Source organism: Streptomyces sp. NPDC002734 (assembly GCF_040295685.1).
Classification (GTDB): Bacteria; Actinomycetota; Actinomycetes; order Streptomycetales; family Streptomycetaceae; genus Streptomyces.
In genome coordinates this window covers 125014-142080 of sequence record NZ_JBEOVU010000013.1, presented here as the reverse complement: position 1 = coordinate 142080, position 17067 = coordinate 125014, and the positions used below count along the sequence as shown (strand labels likewise).

The window sequence follows — 17067 nt, the reverse complement described above, 5'->3', positions numbered from 1 at the left end:
GGACCGCGTACCCCTCACCCCTGGAGTGCACGTGGAACGTCGTAACCTCCTGCGCGCCGCCGTCCTCGGCGGCACCGCCGCCGCCTTCGGCGGGACCCTGTGGCGCGGCGCGGCCTACGCCGCCCCCGCGCAGCCCGGCACCGGGCCGTACGGCGCGCTCGGCGCCACGGACGCGAACGGCATCCGGCTGCCCTCCGGCTTCACCAGCAGGGTGATCGCCCGGTCCCGGCAGAAGGTGTCCGGGACGAACCACACCTGGCACGACGCTCCCGACGGCGGCGCCTGCTACGCGGACGGCAGCGGCTGGATCTACGTCTCCAACTCGGAGATCAGCTCCACCGGCGGTGCGGGCGCGGTGAAGTTCAACTCCTCCGGCACGATCACGGGCGCGTACCGCATCCTCTCCAACACCAACGTCAACTGCGCGGGCGGCAAGACCCCGTGGAACACGTGGCTGTCCTGCGAGGAGGTGGACCGGGGCTACGTGTACGAGACCGACCCGTGGGGCGTGAAGGCGGCGGTGCGGCGGGACGCGATGGGCCGGTTCAAGCACGAGGCGGCGGCCTGCGATCCGCAGCGGGGCGTGATCTACCTGACCGAGGACGTGACCGACGGCGCGTTCTACCGCTTCCGGCCGACGACCTGGGGTGACCTGTCCTCCGGCACGCTGGAGGTGATGGTCGGCTCCTCCGCCACCAGCGGCTCGGTCACCTGGGCGCGGGTGCCGGACCCGACGGGGGCGACCGCCACGCGTAACCAGGTGTCCGGCACGAAGCGGTTCAACGGCGGCGAGGGCTGCTACTACGCGAACGGCACGTGCTGGTTCACCACCAAGGGGGACAACCGGGTCTGGGCGTACGACGCGGCGGCGCAGACGATCTCGCTCGCCTACGACGACTCCCTCGTCACCAGCGGCACGGCTCCGCTCACCGGCGTGGACAACGTCACGGGGACCGCCTCCGGCGACCTGTACGTCGCCGAGGACGGCGGGAACCTGGAGATCTGCGTGATCACGCCGCAGGGCGTCGTCGCCCCGTTCCTGCGGGTGGAGGGCCAGTCCGCCTCGGAGATCACCGGCCCCGCCTTCTCCCCCGACGGTCGCCGCCTCTACTTCTCCAGCCAGCGCGGCACCTCCGGCTCCTCCTCCGGCGGCATCACCTACGAGGTGACGGGTCCCTTCCGCACCTGATCGCACAGCGGCCGGCACAGGGTGAACGGCCGGCGGCCCCCTCCCTGGGACGTCGGCCGTTGCCTCCGCCCTCGGCGCACTCTCCGCTCCCGGGTGGACGGTTGCGGCATGATCGAGGCCAGCCGATTCTCTGAGGGCCGGGGGGCCGACGTGGCATGGACCGAGCACGTGCTGGTACGGGACGGCGTCCGGCTTGCCTGCCGGGACTGGGGCGGGCCGGGACAGCCCGTCGTGCTGCTGCACGGCCTTGCCGGTCACGCGGGTGAATGGGACGCCCTGGCCGGGCGGTTGAACTCGCGGTACCGCGTCGTCGCGGTCGACCAGCGCGGGCACGGTGCCGGCGAGCGCCACCCGGGGGACGTCTCCCGCGCCGCGTACGTCGCCGACGTCGTGGCCGTCGTCGATCAGCTGGCACTGCGCAGGCCCGTCCTGGTCGGCCAGTCGCTGGGCGGCCACACCGCCATGCTCGCCGCCGCCGCGCACCCGGAGCGTGTCCGCGCGCTCGTACTCGTCGAGGCCGGCCCGGGCGGCCCGAACCCGGACGGCCCCGCCGACATCGGCGGTTGGCTCGACTCGTGGCCGACGCCGTTCCCCTCACGCGACGCCGCGGCCGCGTTCCTCGGCGGCGGGCCGGTCGGCGCGGGCTGGGCGGCCGGGTTGGAGGAACGGGACGACGGTTGGTGGCCTCGCTTCGACCGGGACGTGATGGTCCGCTCGCTGGCGGAGAACGCCCGGCGTTCCTTCTGGCACGAGTGGGGGCAGGTCGCCTGCCCCACCCTGGTCGTCCTGGGCCAGGACAGCTTCGTGCCCGCGCGGGAGGCGGACGAGATGCTCCGGCAGCGACCCAGCACCATGGCCCTGAGCATTCCCGGCACCGGCCACGATCTGCACCTGGAACAGCCCGGGATCCTGCACACCGCGCTCTCGGCCTTCCTCGAGGGCCTCGCCTGAACTCCCGCGCCACGACGGCACCGGAGGAAGGGCGGAAGGAAGGAAGAGGCGGCACCCCCGCACATGGGGTGCCGCCTCTTGTGGTGCTCCGGGGCCGGGGGGAAGCCGGCCGGGTGAGGGTCACGGAAGGTGACCGGCTCCGGCCCCGGGGCGGGTGACCGGTCCGGCGGGTGCACATCCCCGCCGGACCGGAAGCGCGAGAGCGCAGGGAGGGGTACGGGACCCTGCGTCGGCAGACGTCAGCGGAAGTCGCTGCCCTCCGACTCCGTCGCCGCACGGCCCGCCTCGAGCCGCGCCACCGGGATCCGGAACGGGGAGCAGGAGACGTAGTCGAGGCCGACCTCGTGGAAGAAGTGGACCGAGTCCGGGTCGCCGCCGTGCTCGCCGCAGACGCCGAGCTTGATGTCGGGCCGGGTGGCCCGGCCGCGCTCGACGCCCATGCGGACCAGCTCGCCCACGCCGTCCCGGTCGATCGTCTCGAACGGGCTGACGCCGAAGATGCCCTTCTCCAGGTACTGGGAGAAGAAGGAGGCCTCGACGTCGTCGCGGCTGAAGCCCCAGGTGGTCTGGGTCAGGTCGTTGGTGCCGAAGGAGAAGAACTCCGCGGCCTCGGCGATCTGGCCGGCGGTCACCGCGGCGCGCGGCAGCTCGATCATGGTGCCGATGGTGATGCCGAGCGTCGTGCCCGAGGTCGCCTGGACCTCGCGGATGACCTGCTCGGCCTCGTCACGGACGATCTCGAGCTCCTGGACCGTGCCGACCAGCGGGATCATGATCTCCGCGCGCGGGTCGCCGCCCGCCGCCTTCCGCTCGGCCGCGGCCTCCGCGATGGCGCGGACCTGCATGACGAACAGGCCGGGGATGACCAGGCCGAGGCGCACGCCGCGCAGGCCGAGCATCGGGTTCTGCTCGTGCAGGCGCCGCACGCAGTGGAGCAGGCGCTGGGAGTCGGAGACGTCCTCGCCCTTCGCCTCGGCGACGGCGACCTTGACCGACAGCTCGGTGAGGTCGGGCAGGAACTCGTGCAGCGGCGGGTCGATCAGGCGGACGGTGACCGGCAGGCCGTCCATCGCCTCGAAGAGTTCGACGAAGTCGCCCTTCTGGAGCGGCAGGAGCTGCGCGAGGGCGTCCTCCTGCCCCTGCTTGTCCTCGGCGAGGATCAGCCGCTCGACGAGCTCGCGGCGGTCGCCGAGGAACATGTGCTCGGTGCGGCACAGGCCGATGCCCTGGGCGCCGAAGCGGCGGGCGCGGGCGGCGTCCTCGGCGTTGTCGGCGTTGGCGCGGACCTTCAGGCGGCGCTCGCCGTCGGCGAAGGTCATGATCCGGTCGACGGCCTTGACCAGTTCGTCGGCGTCCGCGGCGGCCGCGTCCGCCGTGCCCTCGAAGTACTCGACGACCGGCGACGGTACGACCGGTACCTCGCCGAGGTAGACCTTGCCGCTGGAGCCGTCGATGGAGATGACGTCGCCCTCGGCGACCACGCCGCCGCCGGGCACGGTCATCTTCCGCGCCTTGACGTCGACCTCGAGCTCCTCGGCGCCGCAGACGCAGGTCTTGCCCATGCCGCGGGCGACGACGGCGGCGTGCGAGGTCTTGCCGCCGCGGGAGGTCAGGATGCCCTCGGCGGCGATCATGCCGTCGAGGTCGTCGGGGTTGGTCTCCCGGCGGACCAGGATGACCTTCTCGCCGCGGGCGGCCCACTCGACGGCGGCCTTGGAGGAGAAGACGGCCCTGCCGACGGCGGCGCCCGGGGAGGCGGCGATGCCCTTGCCGGCCTGCTCCGCCTTCGCGTCGGTGTCGAAGCGGGGGAACATCAGCTGGGCGAGCTGCGCGCCGGTGACCCGCTGCAGGGCCTCGGCCTCGTCGATCAGGCCCTGGTCGACGAGCTGGGTGGCGATGCGGAAGGCGGCGCCCGCGGTGCGCTTGCCGACGCGGGTCTGGAGCATCCACAGCTTGCCGCGCTCGATGGTGAACTCGATGTCGCAGAGGTCCCGGTAGTGGTTCTCCAGGGTCTCCATGATGTCCATCAGCTGGTCGTACGACGTCTTGTCGATCGACTCGAGCTCGGCGAGCGGCACGGTGTTGCGGATGCCGGCGACGACGTCCTCGCCCTGCGCGTTCTGCAGGTAGTCGCCGTACACGCCCTGGTGGCCGGAGGCGGGGTCACGGGTGAACGCGACGCCGGTGCCGGAGTCGTCGCCGAGGTTGCCGAAGACCATGGAGCAGACGTTGACCGCGGTGCCGAGGTCGCCGGGGATGCGCTCCTGACGGCGGTACAGCTTGGCGCGGTCGGTGTTCCAGGAGTCGAAGACCGCCTTGATGGCGAGGTCCATCTGCTCGCGCGGGTCCTGCGGGAAGTCGCGGCCGGCCTCGGTGCGCACGATCTCCTTGAAGCGGGCGACCAGCCGCTTCATGTCGTCCGCGTCGAGAGCCGTGTCGACGGCGACGCCCTTGGCCTCCTTGGCCTCGTCGATGGCGTCCTCGAAGAGGTCGCCCTCCACGCCGAGCACCGTCTTGCCGAACATCTGGATGAGACGGCGGTAGGAGTCCCAGGCGAACCGCTCGTTGCCGGCCTGGCGGGCCAGGCCCTCGACGGAGGCGTCGGAGAGGCCGATGTTGAGGACGGTGTCCATCATGCCGGGCATGGAGAACTTGGCGCCGGAACGGACGGAGACCAGGAGAGGGTTGTCGGCCTGGCCGAGCTTCTTGCCCATGCCGCGCTCAAGTGTGTCGAGGTGCGCACTCACCTCGTCACGCAGTGCCACGGGCTCGCGACCGCTCTCCAGGTAGACCTTGCAGGCCTCGGTGGTGATGGTGAAGCCGGGAGGTACGGGAAGACCCAGATTGGTCATCTCCGCGAGGTTCGCACCTTTTCCACCGAGGAGGTCCTTGAGGTCCTTGTTCCCCTCGGTGAAGTCGTACACGAACTTCACCTTCTCAACGCTTGCACCCGACTGGTGGGCCTCGCTGCGGTCTTTGTTTACCAACACGGTTCTCGACTCCTCGAGGACGCGATGACTGCCCTGACGGCGAGGAACATACCCAGATCCAGGGGTTATGGGTACGTCCACCTTCGAAGCCTCTGCCGCGAAGGAGCCTCGACCGATGATCACCAAGTCAAGACTTGGCAAGCTTCTGCCGTGGGATGTGTTCAACTCTTGAACGGACACGCCCAGAAGGAGCGGGCTCACCGCTCACATGAGCAGGGTTGTAGCTCGTCTGAATTTGACCGATGAACGATCATCGAATGGCACCCAGTGCCACGGCTTGATGTTGTGCAGTCAGCGCCATAACGCTCATCTGAGCGGGTGATCTATCAGGGGTGGCGAGAATCACGCCCTGACGGGTGCCGGATTTCACGATCCGGACGCCCCCCGCGCGACCGCCCCGCCTGCACACTTGGAGGGCGCGCCGCCGGTCGGCGCCCTTCGGGAGTGCGCCCCGGCCGCCGCCCCGGCGGCGAAGGCGGCGGATGGAGGCGGGCGGAGGCGTGGTGTTCCGGACAGATCTCGGACGATCTCCCGCCCGCACCCCGCCCACCGCGCCGGCGCCCCGGCGAAGCCGTGAAGGCCCGGTCACCGCGCGAAGTGCGGGGCGTCTCACAGCCCGCCGGTCGCGGAGGAGTTACCGCAGGTCAGCCCCACCGGCGCGGGTGCCCGCGGGCATTGGGCGGAGGGCGTCGGACACGCCGACCCTTGTGTTTTGTGAAATGTCGATTACATGATGGTTTCGCGTGCTTAATAGACCTACCTTCCGGCAGACCTGACGGAGTGTGTGACGCCCGTCACATCGTCACGTCAGGTCCGCCCCTCGATCTGATCCCGTTGGAGAGAGCCCTCGTGGACACCCCAGCCCCTGCCGACGTCGGTCACGCCCGACAGACGGAGACCGCGGAACAGCCCGCGGAGCCTGCGGATCCCGTCCACCTACTCCCCTCCTCGGCTCCCGTGACGGCCACCACGGCCGACGCGGCCTCCGCCGCTGCCCCGGCCACCGCCCCCGTCACCGCGAACGCCACGGCCACCGCCACTGTGACCGCCACCGCCACCGTCACCGCGACGGCCACCGTCACCGCCGTGACCGGTCCTGACACCGCCGCCGCCGCCGTCACCGAGCCCGCCACCGGCGCCGACATCGTCTTCGCCCCGTCCTCCCTCGCCGGCTCGCTGCACGCCCGGGCGGCCCTGGTCCTGGAGGGCAACTGGCAGGGCGCCTCGACCGTGCCCTCGCGTTCGCTCTACCCCCACCAGTGGTCGTGGGACTCCGCGTTCATCGCCATCGGCCTGCGCCACCTCTCCCCGGCGCGCGCGCAGACCGAGCTGCGGACGCTCTTCGCCTCCCAGTGGGACGACGGCCGGATCCCGCACATCGTCTTCAACCCCGCGGTGCCGCACGACGCCTACTTCCCCAGCCCCGACTTCTGGCGCTCCCGCACCGACGGCCGGCCCTCGGGCGCACCGCCGGTCATGCAGACCTCGGGCATCGTCCAACCGCCGGTGCACGCGCTGGCCGTGTGGCTGACGCACCGCGCCGACCCGGGCCTGTCCCGGACCGAGGGCTTCCTGCGTCGCGCCTACCCGAAGCTGGTGTCGTGGCACAACTACCTGCTGCGCCACCGCGACCTGGGCGGCGGCGGGCTGGTCAGCGTGGTGCACCCGTGGGAACAGGGCATGGACAACAGCCCGTGCTGGGACCCGCCGCTGTCCCGGGTGACGCCGGCCCCGACGGGCTCCTTCACCCGCGCGGACCTGGCGCACGGCGCGCCCGAGGACCGTCCCACCGACCTGGACTACGGCCGCTACGTGAAGCTGGCCATGGACTACCGCGACCGCGGCTACGTGGACGGCGGCGGTGAATTCGCCGTCGAGGACCCCTCGTTCAACGCGCTGCTGATCGCCTCGGAGCACGCGCTGGGCCTGATCGAGGCCGAGCTCGGCATCGACCCCGCCCCGCGGCACGCCCGCGCCGCACGGCTGACCCGCGTCCTGGTGGACCGGCTGTGGGACGAGCGGCACGGCGTCTTTCTCTGCCGTGACGTCCTCGCGGGCGAACCCGGCGGGTCCGGCGAGCTGGTCGAGGAGCACGGGGTGGCCGGGCTGCTCCCGCTGATCCTGCCGACGCTACCCGAGGAGGTCGTCGCCCGGCTGGTGGAGACCCTCACCGGCCCGCGGTTCGGCCTCGGCTCGTCCACCCGGCTGGTGCCGAGTTACGACCTGACCGGCGCCTGCTTCGACCCGCACCGGTACTGGCGCGGCCCGGCCTGGTTCAACGTCGGCTGGCTGGTGGAGCGCGGCCTGCGGATGCACGGCCGCACCGGACTCGCCGCCAATCTGCGTGAGGCGCTGGTCGCGGCGGCGGACTCCTCCGACTTCGCGGAGTACGTGGACCCGTTCACCGGCGAGGCGTGCGGCGCGCGGGAGTTCTCCTGGACCGCCGCGCTCACGCTGGACCTCCTGCACGGTGCCGAGGACGCGCTCGACGAGATCACGCACGCCATCCGCACGACCGTGAACGACCGGACCGCCGCGTCCGGCACACACGCGACGCCAGCCACGCCCGTGTCCTAGGCACGGGCGGCGGCCCCCTCCGCGCCCCCCGCGCTCCCGCACCGTTTCCGCCCCGGCACACCTTCGTGCCGGGGCGTCGGCGTGTCCGGCGAGGGACCGGTGTGGCCGGACCGGGGCCTGGGACGTGTCCGATCCCTTGACATGGGCACGGGCCCACTGGCTTGATGGCGTGCGCACCTTCTGGGAGCGCTCCCAAACCGGTTCAGCTCCCGCCGTCGTCGCCATCGACTGTGAAAGGTCCGATCCGTGCGCCTCATACCCAAGGCCCGCTCCGGCTTCGCCGCCGCGGCCGCGGCCACCGCCCTGTTAGGTCTGTGCATGACCCCGGCCGCGGCGCGTGACGCCTCCGTCGCGGGCCAGCCGCGGACCGCGCCCGCCGCCGCCTCCACCGGGCACACGCTCGCCCCGGGCACCAAGTTCTACATCGAGGGCAACAGCAAGGCCTTCGCGCAGGCCCTCACCGACCGCAAGGCGGGGGACACGGCGAACGCGAAGTTGATGGACGCGATGGCGTCGTACCCGGTCGCCGAGTGGTTCACCGGTTCCACCACGCTCAAGCAGACCACCGACGCGATGGCCCTGCTCCAGTCGAAGGCCGCGCCGCAGCAGCGGGTTCCGGTCACCGTCGCCTACAACGTGCCGGGCCGCGACTGCTCGCAGTACTCGGCCGGCGGCGCCTCCAACAGCGCGGAGTACGCCGCCTGGGTCGACGCCCTGGCCAAGGGCATCGGCGACAAGAAGACCGTGGTCATCCTGGAGCCCGACGGCCTGGCCCTCTCCCCCGCCTTCTGCGGCGGCACCGCCGAGCAGCAGGCCACCCGGCTCGACGAGATCAACGACGCGGTGGACCGGCTGGCGCAGCAGCCCGGCACCGTGACCTACCTGGACGCCGGCCACAGCTCCTGGCACGCGGTCGGCGAGATGGCCCAGCTGCTCATCGACGGCGGGGTCTCCCGGGCGCAGGGCTTCTTCCTCAACGTCTCCAACTACCGCACGGACAGCGAGCTGATCCGCTACGGCACCCAGATCTCCAAGTGCATCTGGTACCTGCAGAACACCGAGGGCGCCGCGCCGGGTGACTGCGCAAACCAGTGGTGGCCGGCCGCCGACGCCGACGGCTGGTACGCCTCGCACGTGCCCGCCGACGCGCAGCTGACCCACTTCGTGGTCGACACCAGCCGCAACGGCAAGGGCCCGTGGACGCCGACCGCGACCTACCCGGACCCGCAGGAGTGGTGCAACCCGCCGAACCGCGGCCTCGGCGTGCGCCCCACCAGCCAGACCGGCGTCCCGCTGCTCGACGCGTACCTGTGGATCAAGGTCCCCGGTGAGTCCGACGGCAGCTGCACCCGCGGCACCGCCGGGCCCGAGGACCCCGAGTACGGCGTCGTCGACCCGGCGGCCGGAGCGTGGTGGCCCGCGCAGGCGCACGACCTCGCGGCGAAGGCGGTCCCGGCGCTGAAGTTCAACACGGACTGGTAGACCGCCCCTCCAACGCGGGCTGCCGGACCGCACGCCTCCCGGCGGCGTCCGTACGACAGGACGGCCACGCCCCCTCCCCGGGGCGTGGCCGTCCGTCGTTCCCGCTCGCCGCCGTCAGCCGCCCGAGGTGTCCGATTCCGCCTCGGCGGTGACGCCGGAGCAGTCGTAGGGGTCGTCGAGCCAGCCGTCCGGCAGGGCGACCCGGTTGTTGCCGGAGGTGCGGCCGCGCGGGCCGTCGGCCCCGACGGGCCAGGGCTGGTCCAGGTCCAGCTCGTCGAGCCCGGCGCGCAGGTCGGCGAGCGTCGAGGTGATCGCCAGGCGCTTGCGCATCTCGGATCCGACCGCGAAGCCCTTGAGGTACCAGGCGACGTGCTTGCGGAAGTCGATGACGCCGCGGGCCTCGTCGCCGATCCACTCGCCGAGCAGGGTGGCGTGCCGGACCATCGCGTCGGCCACCTCGCGCAGGGTGGGGGCGACCCGGTCCTCGCGGCCCTCGAAGGCGGCGACCAGGTCGGCGAAGAGCCACGGCCGGCCCAGGCAGCCGCGGCCGACGACCACGCCGTCGCAGCCCGTCTCGCGGACCATCCGCAGCGCGTCCTCGGCGCACCAGATGTCGCCGTTGCCCAACACCGGGATCTCCGGCACATGCTCCTTGAGCCGCGCGATGGCGTCCCAGTCGGCGGTGCCGCCGTAGTGCTGGGCGGTGGTGCGGCCGTGCAGGGCGATGGCGGTGACGCCTTCCTCCACGGCGATGCGGCCGGCGTCCAGGTAGGTGAGGTGGTCGTCGTCGATGCCCTTGCGCATCTTCATCGTGACCGGCAGCGCCCCGGCCTCGGTGACCGCCTCGCGCAGGATGGAGCGCAGCAGGTGCCGCTTGTACGGCAGCGCGGAGCCGCCGCCCTTGCGGGTCACCTTGGGCACCGGGCAGCCGAAGTTCAGGTCGATGTGGTCGGCGAGGTCCTCGTCGACGATCATCCGGACCGCCTTGCCCACGGTGACCGGGTCCACGCCGTACAGCTGGATCGACCGCGGCTTCTCGCTCGCGTCGAAGTGGATCAGCTGCATGGTCTTCTCGTTGCGCTCGACCAGCGCGCGCGTGGTGATCATCTCGCTGACGAACAGGCCCTTGCCGCCGCTGAACTCCCGGCACAGGGTGCGGAAGGGCGCGTTGGTGATTCCGGCCATGGGGGCCAGCACCACCGGCGGCTGGACGGTGTGCGGGCCGATCTGGAGAGGGGTGACGGGCGTGGACATTGCCCCATTGTCCCTCACCGCGGCTCCCCGGAGGTAGCTGGAGGCAGCTGGAGGCAGCCTTTAGTTAGGCACACTATTGGTCGTAGCATGAATCACATGCCCGAACTCAGCCGACGCCGCCGGTTCCTCGTCCTGGCCATCTGCTGCATGAGCCTGCTGCTGGTCAGCCTGGACATCACCGTGCTCAACGTGGCGCTGCCCGTGATGGGCCAGGAGCTGGGCAGCGGCGTGTCCGGGATGCAGTGGGCCCTCGACTCCTACACGCTGGTCCTCGCCGCGCTGCTGATGGTGGCCGGCTCCACCGCCGACCGGCTCGGCCGCAAGCGGGTCTTCATGACCGGGTTGGTCGTCTTCTCCGTGGGTTCCCTGCTGTGCTCGCTGGCGCCGAGCCTGGACGCGCTGGTCGCCTTCCGGGTGGTGCAGGCGGTCGGCGGTTCGATGCTCAACCCGGTGGCCATGTCGATCATCACCAACACCTTCACCGAGCCCGCCGAGCGGGCCCGCGCCATCGGCGTGTGGGGCGCGGTGGTGGGGCTGTCGATGGCCTCCGGGCCGCTGGTCGGCGGGCTGCTGGTGGACGCGGTCGGCTGGCGGGCGGTGTTCTGGATCAACCTTCCGGTGGGGCTGGCCGCCCTGCTTCTCACCCTGCGCTTCGTCCCCGAGTCCCGGGCCCCGCGGGCCCGCCGCTTCGACCCGGTGGGCCAGGTGCTGGTCGCCGTCCTCTTCGCCTCGCTGACGTACGCGATCATCGAGGCCCCGCACGCGCCCGCCGCACGGGTCGTGCCCGTCGCCGCCGTCGCGCTCGCCGCCCTGCTCGGCCTGCTGTGGCACGAGCCGCGGCGCCGGGAGCCGCTGATCGACCTGCGCTTCTTCCGCTCCGCGCCGTTCAGCGGGGCGACCGTGATCGCGGTCTGCGCCTTCGCCGCGCTCAGCGGGTTCCTGTTCCTCTCCACCCTCCACCTGCAACAGGTCCGGGGCCTGGACCCGCTGCACGCGGGCCTGTGGATGCTGCCGATGGCGGTGCCGACCCTGCTGCTCGCACCGCTCTCCGGCCGCATCGTCGGCAGCAGGGGCCCGCGGGTGCCGCTGCTGGTCGCGGGGACCGCGATGGCCGCGGCGGGGGTCGTGTTCGCGGGCTTCCCCGACGCGGGCGACGCCACCCTGGTCACGGGCTACGCCCTGTTCGGCGTGGGCTTCGGCATGGTGAACGCGCCGATCACCAACACCGCCGTGTCCGGCATGCCCCGCGCCCAGGCCGGCGTGGCGGCGGCGGTCGCCTCCACCAGCCGGCAGCTCGGGGCGACGCTGGGCGTCGCGGTGATCGGCGCGGTCCTGGCCCACGGGGTGGCGGCCTCCTCGCAGACGCACGCGCAGGCCGTCGCGGCGGCCTCCCGCCCGGCCTGGTGGATCGTGGCCGCCTGCGGGCTGGCCGTCCTGGCCGTCGGCGCCCTCACCACCGGCCGCCGCGCGGAGGCCACGGCGGCCCGCACGGCCGCCCGCCTGTCGGACGAGGGGCGGGACGTGGAGAAGGCGGACGACGTGCGGGCGGACGACGTGCGGGCGAAGGCCTGACCCCTCGCCCCGGGGCCCCGGGCCTGCGGCGCAGCGGCGGCCGGCGACGGAACACCGGACGTGGTGAGGCCCGCACCCGGGGAGCTGCGCCGGGTGCGGACCTGGTCGGGAGAGGCGTCAGGAGGTGACGGACGCTTCCAGGCGGAACGGGTTGCTCAGCAGCGGGCTGGTGCGGCGGGACTCGACGATGACCTCCCAGACGCCGGCCTTGGGCTTGGCGAAGGTGCGGGTGCCCGTGGCGCAGGCGCCCTCGTCGGAGAAGTGGGTGTAGCAGTTGAGGGAGCCCGCGGCCGCCTTCTCCGCACTGACGCCCTCGGGGTTGAAGGCCCAGAACCGGGTCTGGCTGCCGTCGGCGACGCCGGAGAGGTTCACGGTGAGCGCGGTGGCCCCGGCCGGGACGGCCACGGTGTAACGGGTCACCTCGTTGCGGTTTACCGTGCCGTCGGCGGACCAGGGGTTCTCGACGGTCACCGGGGTCGCCGCCTCGACCACCAGGAGCGTGGCGCGCTCGAGACCGCGGACGTCCTCGTCGTCGATCCGCAGGACGGCGCTGTGGACGCCCTGCGTCGCGGGCTGAGCCGTCACCTGGATCACGGTGGGCACGTTCTTCTCCAGGACGACGCTCTCCGGGACCGAGAAGGTCCCGTCGTCGCCCTTGAGGCCGAGCGCGAACGTCCGCGGGCCGTCCGCGCCGCCGGTGCGGGTCAGGGTCACGTCGTAGGTGCGGGACTCGCCGACGCCCTGGCCGCCGGCGTCGGGGGCGCAGCTGTTGAACAGGCCGGCGCCGGTGTGGGGCGTGGCCAGCTTGCCGGAGAGCACGGTGCAGACCGGGGCGGAGACGGTGACGTCCTGGCCGGTGTCGACGCCCTTGGACAGGAACTTCCACGCCTGTCCGACGTCGAACAGGCCGTGCCCCTGGGCGACGGCGTCGACCTTGTTGTTGTAGTCCGCGGTCGAGAAGATCGCCTTGCGCAGCTCGGCCGGAGTGGCGCTGACGCCGCTCTGCTTGGCCGCCGACAGCAGCAGGGCGGCCGCGCCGGTGGCCTGCGGGGCGGCCATGGAGGTGCCGTTCATGTGGCCGTAGCCGCTGGGCAGGGAGTAGCCGGTCTCGGTGACGGAGAGACTGGGCATCCAGCGCGGCGTGGTGGAGACGGCCGAGCCGGGGGCGGTGATGTCGGGCTTCAGGCCGCCGTCCTCACGCGGGCCGCGCGAGGAGAAGGGGAAGACGCCGTCCTTGAACGCCACGGCGGAGCCGTAGTTGGACCACCAGGTCTCGCGGGTCACCGAGGCGCCGACGCTGACCACCTGATCGGCCACGTTCGGGTCACCGACCGTGTTGGTGCCCGCGCCGGAGTTGCCGGCCGAGATGAACATCTGGACGCCGGTCTCGTTGATCAGGCGGTTGTAGAGCAGCGCCATGGCGCTGTTGCCGTCGTTGAGAGCGGGGCTGGAGCCGATGGACATGTTGATGACGTCCACGCCGTACTTCGTGGCGAGGTCGATCATGCCGTCGTTGAGCGCGGCGCTGGAGCAGCCGGTGGACTGGCAGGCCTTCATGGAGACCAGCTTGGCTCCGGGGGCCTGTCCGTCCATGGCGCCGCCGAACATCCCGTTGGCGGCGGTGATGCCCGCGACGTGCGTGCCGTGGTCGACGTCGAGGATGTTGAGGCCGAGGCCGGAGAACGTGTCGCTGAACTTCTTGAACTCGACGGTGAACGGCTGCCGTTCGTTGTGCGCGGTGTCCGGGTCGTCGGTGCCGAGGTAGCCGATCTGGTGGTCGACGCGGTAGGCCCGCAGCAGCTCGTCGTCCTGGAAGACGTGGTCCTGGTCGGTGTCCACCCATATCGCGCCGTCCGAAGGACGGGCGACGGCCCCGAGGTAGGTGCCGGCGAGCGTCTGATCGGCTATCTGGGACTTCTGGAGCAGGCGCGTCGCCATGTACAGCTCGCCGTCGGCCTCCGGCAGCGTCCAGGTGATGTTGTTCTTCACCACGGTGGCCCCGGTGACCTTGTTGGCCGAGGAGAGCAGCGACCAGGTCCGGTCGGTGAGCAGGTCGATGAAGTTGGTCGGGTTGCTCCCGGTCACCGTGTCGACCAGCTTGCGTTCGCCGGTGGTGGTCTCGGCCAGCGCGGGGTGGGTCGGGTCCACGCCGGTGTCCATGATGCCGATGGTCACCCCGCGCCCGTCGAAGGCCGGGTTCTTCGCCTTGAAGCCGACCGAACCGGTGTCGCGGGTGGGCATGTACGGGTTGTCGTCACCCGTCTTCGCCGACGGTGCGGCGGGCAGCTCCGTTCCCGCCGCCTGCGTGACGGTGGCGGCACCGCCGTCCCCCGTGCCGGTGTCCTCCAGCTCCAGCAACTCGTCGACGTCCGCGCGCAGCACGTCCTCGAGCGCGACGACCTTGTCGACGTCGGCGAAGGCCACGTTGACCTTGACGTAGCCGATCTCCGCGTCGGTCCGGGTCACGTCGGCGCCCAGGTCGGTGAGTGCCTGGCGGACCTCCTCCGTGCGGCCGTCCTTCACCGCGACCATCACGGTCACGAAGTCGGGCACCGCGCGCTGCGCTCCCTGGGGAACGGTGCGCGCCCGGTGCTGCCGCTCGTAGGTGGCGACGAGGGCGCGGTCGTGGCTGCCGAGCTTGTCGACGGCGGCCGGGGCGGCGGTGTCCGCCTGGGCCGGTATCGCGGTCAGCGACATGCTCCCGGCCGCGACCACCGCGGCGAGCGCCGCCATGGTTCTCACGGCCGGCTTCGTGCGCTGGGTTCTGGGGGTGTTCATCGGCGTCCTATCCATGAAAGGCGTGTCGAACAGCGACACCGTTTCACTGCGGACGTGGCCGGAAAAAGCCTTTCAGCTGTCGGTTCAGTGCCTTGTCGCAAAGGCGACAAGGCCTGGTCAGACCCACTCCTGACGCGCGGCCTGCCACCCCAGCTGCACCCGGCTCTGCGCGTTGGCGAGGGCCAGCAGGCGCTTCACCCGGCGCTGGACGGTGCGCAGACTCACGTTCTGCTGCGAGGCGATGGCCTGGTCGGTGTAGCCGGCGAGCAGCAGCGAGAGCAGGTGCCGGTCGTCGACGGTCAACGGGCCCTCGTTGGCGGCCAGCGCGGTCGGCACCGGGACCGCGGTCTCCCAGCACCGGTCGAAGATCCAGCCCAGGGCGTCCACCACGTCGCGGTTGCGCACGATCAGGGCGGAGACGTTGTCGGGCCCGCTGCGGTTCGGTACGACCACCGCGGCCCTGTCGTCGACGAGCACCATCTTCAGCGGCACGTCCACCGCGACGCGCATCTCCTCGCCCAGCTCGGCCCATTCCTTGAGCAGCAGAGGGGTGTCCGGCCCGTCGTCGTCCAGGAGGTCCCGCTGGTAGACGACCCGGTAGCGCACGCCCGCCCGGAGGGCGTCCTGCTGACCGGCGTTGTCGTCGGCGGAGACGGCGACGGCGGGTGCGCGGACCAGGCTGCGGACCTGGTGCTGCGCCTCGCGCACCAGTTGGGAGTACCGCCTCGCGAGGGTTTCCGCGCCCTCGACCACCTCGGTCTGGTCGGCGGGTCCGTACCCGGCGTGACTGCGGTACCGCTGGGTCAGTTCGACGATGGCGTGCCGGGTCCGGCGCGCGTCGTCCATGCGATGCAGCATCAGCAGGTTCAGATTGACGTCGGGCGGGGTGACCCGCAGACCGCGCCTGCCGCCGGTCAGCCGTATGACCAGGCCCTTGTCCTCCAGCCCGGCGAGCGCGGCCTCCACCTCCGGCAGGTTCAGGCCGACGCGGTCGGCGAGCTCGCACGCGTCGTCGGCGGCCCGGTCGACGAGCTCGACGTACACCCGTTCCTCGGTCGGCAGGACCCCGAGCCCTTCCAGCATCCTTCGCCCCTCCGTGCGCCCCTGTCCGTGACTGCGCCCGATCCTGGAGCGCGCCGGACCGCAGGTCAACGGTCGTGTCGCGGAGCGAGACGAGGCCCCGCCGCGTCACGTACACGGCGGGGCCTGCGGGAACGTCCGGTCAGACGGTGCGGAACGCGTCCGCCTTGACGCCCGCGACGAAGGCGGCGAACGAGGCGGCGGGCACCGACAGGACCGCGCCGGCGGGGTTCTTGGAGTCCCGCACCGGCACGACGCCGCGGGAGGGGACGAGGTTCACGGCGACCTCGACGCACTGGCCGCCGTTGTTGCTGTAGGAGGACGTGACCCATCGAGGGGATTCGGTCGTCACGGGGTGCCCTTTCTTAGCTGGCTGATCAAGGCGACAGAGTCCGCCTGGGACAGCGCTTCGGCCTGTAGCTGATGGTAGGCCGTCAGCACAGGCAGCACGGAGACGCTTTCCCGCTCCAGATGACCTCGCTGCGCGGACTCCGCGTAGGACATCAGCGCCCTGTCCGGCAGCGTGAGGACCGTAATGGGCAGGTCGAACGGCCGCCGGTCCCCCATGGCGAACTCGGCTACCTGCAGCACCGTGTTGGGCAGTTCCGCGAAGGCCAGAAGGTGGTCGAACTGCGCGGCCATGACCGACGGGGCCCCAATGGGCCGCCGGATGCAGCTCTCGTCCAGAACCACGAACACCAGCGGGCGGGTCCGCCGGTCGAGGGCGCCCTGCCGCTCGGCGACGAGGGACACCCGCTCGTCCGCCTGCTCGGGGCTGATGGCACCCCGCCTGACCGCGCTCTCCGCCAGCACCGTCGCGTATTCGCGCGTCTGCAGCAGGCCGGGGATCACGCCCACCTCGTACAAGCGGATCTCCACGGCCCGGCCCTCGTAGGCGACGAACTCGGGGAAGCCCTCCAGCAGGCTCCCGTGCCGGAGTTCTCGCGACATCCGCTCGAACGTCTCGGCGTTCTCGGTGATGCCGAAGGCTCGGTCGGCACTGCGCGAGAAGCGCAAGGTTGGAAGCTTGCGACCAGTTTCCACGGAGGAGATATGGGTGCTCGAGTACTCCATCCGGGCCGCCAGATCCTCCTGCTTCCAGCCGCGCGCCTCCCGCACCGTCCGCAGACGTGCGCCGAAGGCCGCAGCCGGAGAGCTCTCGGGGTTCAGGTCCTTGATGTTCATGGGACCGCC

General features: G+C 71.8%; 11 protein-coding genes. 5 read left to right on the top strand and 6 right to left on the bottom strand.

The genetic code is table 11. The features are described 5' to 3' along the window. The first annotated feature begins 31 nt into the window (after positions 1–31). Complete coding sequence (locus ABT026_RS14390) at positions 32–1189, top strand: alkaline phosphatase PhoX (RefSeq protein WP_351114606.1); 1158 nt, start codon at positions 32–34, stop codon at positions 1187–1189. Between the two features lie 150 nt (positions 1190–1339). Continuing rightward, positions 1340–2140 carry an alpha/beta fold hydrolase gene (locus tag ABT026_RS14385; protein WP_351114605.1) on the top strand — a complete coding sequence of 267 codons (801 nt, stop codon included), beginning with the start codon at positions 1340–1342 and terminating at the stop codon, positions 2138–2140. A gap of 239 nt (positions 2141–2379) precedes the next feature. Here ABT026_RS14385 and ppdK read toward each other — a convergent pair whose 3' ends face one another. After that, positions 2380–5130 carry a pyruvate, phosphate dikinase gene (gene ppdK, locus ABT026_RS14380; protein ID WP_502967972.1) on the bottom strand — a complete coding sequence of 917 codons (2751 nt, stop codon included), beginning with the start codon at positions 5128–5130 and terminating at the stop codon, positions 2380–2382. 1143 nt (positions 5131–6273) lie between these two features. Between ppdK and ABT026_RS14375 the strand changes: the two genes are divergently transcribed. Both ABT026_RS14375 and ABT026_RS14370 read left to right on the top strand, forming a co-directional pair. Beyond that, a complete protein-coding gene (locus ABT026_RS14375; RefSeq protein ID WP_351114673.1) occupies positions 6274–7707 on the top strand; it encodes an MGH1-like glycoside hydrolase domain-containing protein in 1434 nt (477 codons plus the stop codon). Positions 7708–7953: 246 nt separating this feature from the next. Then, positions 7954–9189 (top strand): glycoside hydrolase family 6 protein, encoded by a 1236-nt coding sequence (locus ABT026_RS14370; RefSeq protein ID WP_351114604.1) that lies wholly within the window; start codon positions 7954–7956, stop codon positions 9187–9189. 114 nt (positions 9190–9303) lie between these two features. Here the strand turns inward: ABT026_RS14370 and dusB are convergent, their stop codons facing one another. Further along, positions 9304–10443, bottom strand: a complete 1140-nt coding sequence (gene dusB / locus ABT026_RS14365) for a tRNA dihydrouridine synthase DusB (protein ID WP_351114603.1) — start codon at positions 10441–10443, stop codon at positions 9304–9306. A 96-nt stretch (positions 10444–10539) separates the two neighbouring features. On the opposite strand from dusB, the gene ABT026_RS14360 reads away from it, so the two are divergent. Next, the gene (locus ABT026_RS14360) at positions 10540–12015 is read left to right on the top strand and encodes an MFS transporter (RefSeq protein ID WP_351114600.1); all 1476 of its coding nucleotides are present in this window, start codon (positions 10540–10542) and stop codon (positions 12013–12015) included. 117 nt (positions 12016–12132) lie between these two features. Here the strand turns inward: ABT026_RS14360 and ABT026_RS14355 are convergent, their stop codons facing one another. The 4 genes from ABT026_RS14355 to ABT026_RS14340 all read right to left on the bottom strand — a co-directional run bounded on the left by ABT026_RS14355 (position 12133) and on the right by ABT026_RS14340 (position 17058). Beyond that, complete coding sequence (locus ABT026_RS14355; RefSeq protein ID WP_351114599.1) at positions 12133–14793, bottom strand: S8 family serine peptidase; 2661 nt, start codon at positions 14791–14793, stop codon at positions 12133–12135. A gap of 117 nt (positions 14794–14910) precedes the next feature. Beyond that, on the bottom strand, positions 14911–15876 hold the full coding sequence (locus tag ABT026_RS14350) for a helix-turn-helix domain-containing protein (protein WP_351114597.1): 966 nt from the start codon (positions 15874–15876) through the stop codon (positions 14911–14913). A 139-nt stretch (positions 15877–16015) separates the two neighbouring features. Beyond that, entirely contained in the window at positions 16016–16225 is a 210-nt protein-coding gene (locus ABT026_RS14345; RefSeq protein WP_351114596.1) for a DUF397 domain-containing protein, read from the bottom strand. Next, positions 16222–17058 (bottom strand): helix-turn-helix domain-containing protein, encoded by an 837-nt coding sequence (locus tag ABT026_RS14340; RefSeq protein WP_351114595.1) that lies wholly within the window; start codon positions 17056–17058, stop codon positions 16222–16224. Before ABT026_RS14340 ends, ABT026_RS14345 begins: the two co-directional genes overlap by 4 nt. Positions 17059–17067 lie beyond the last annotated feature (9 nt).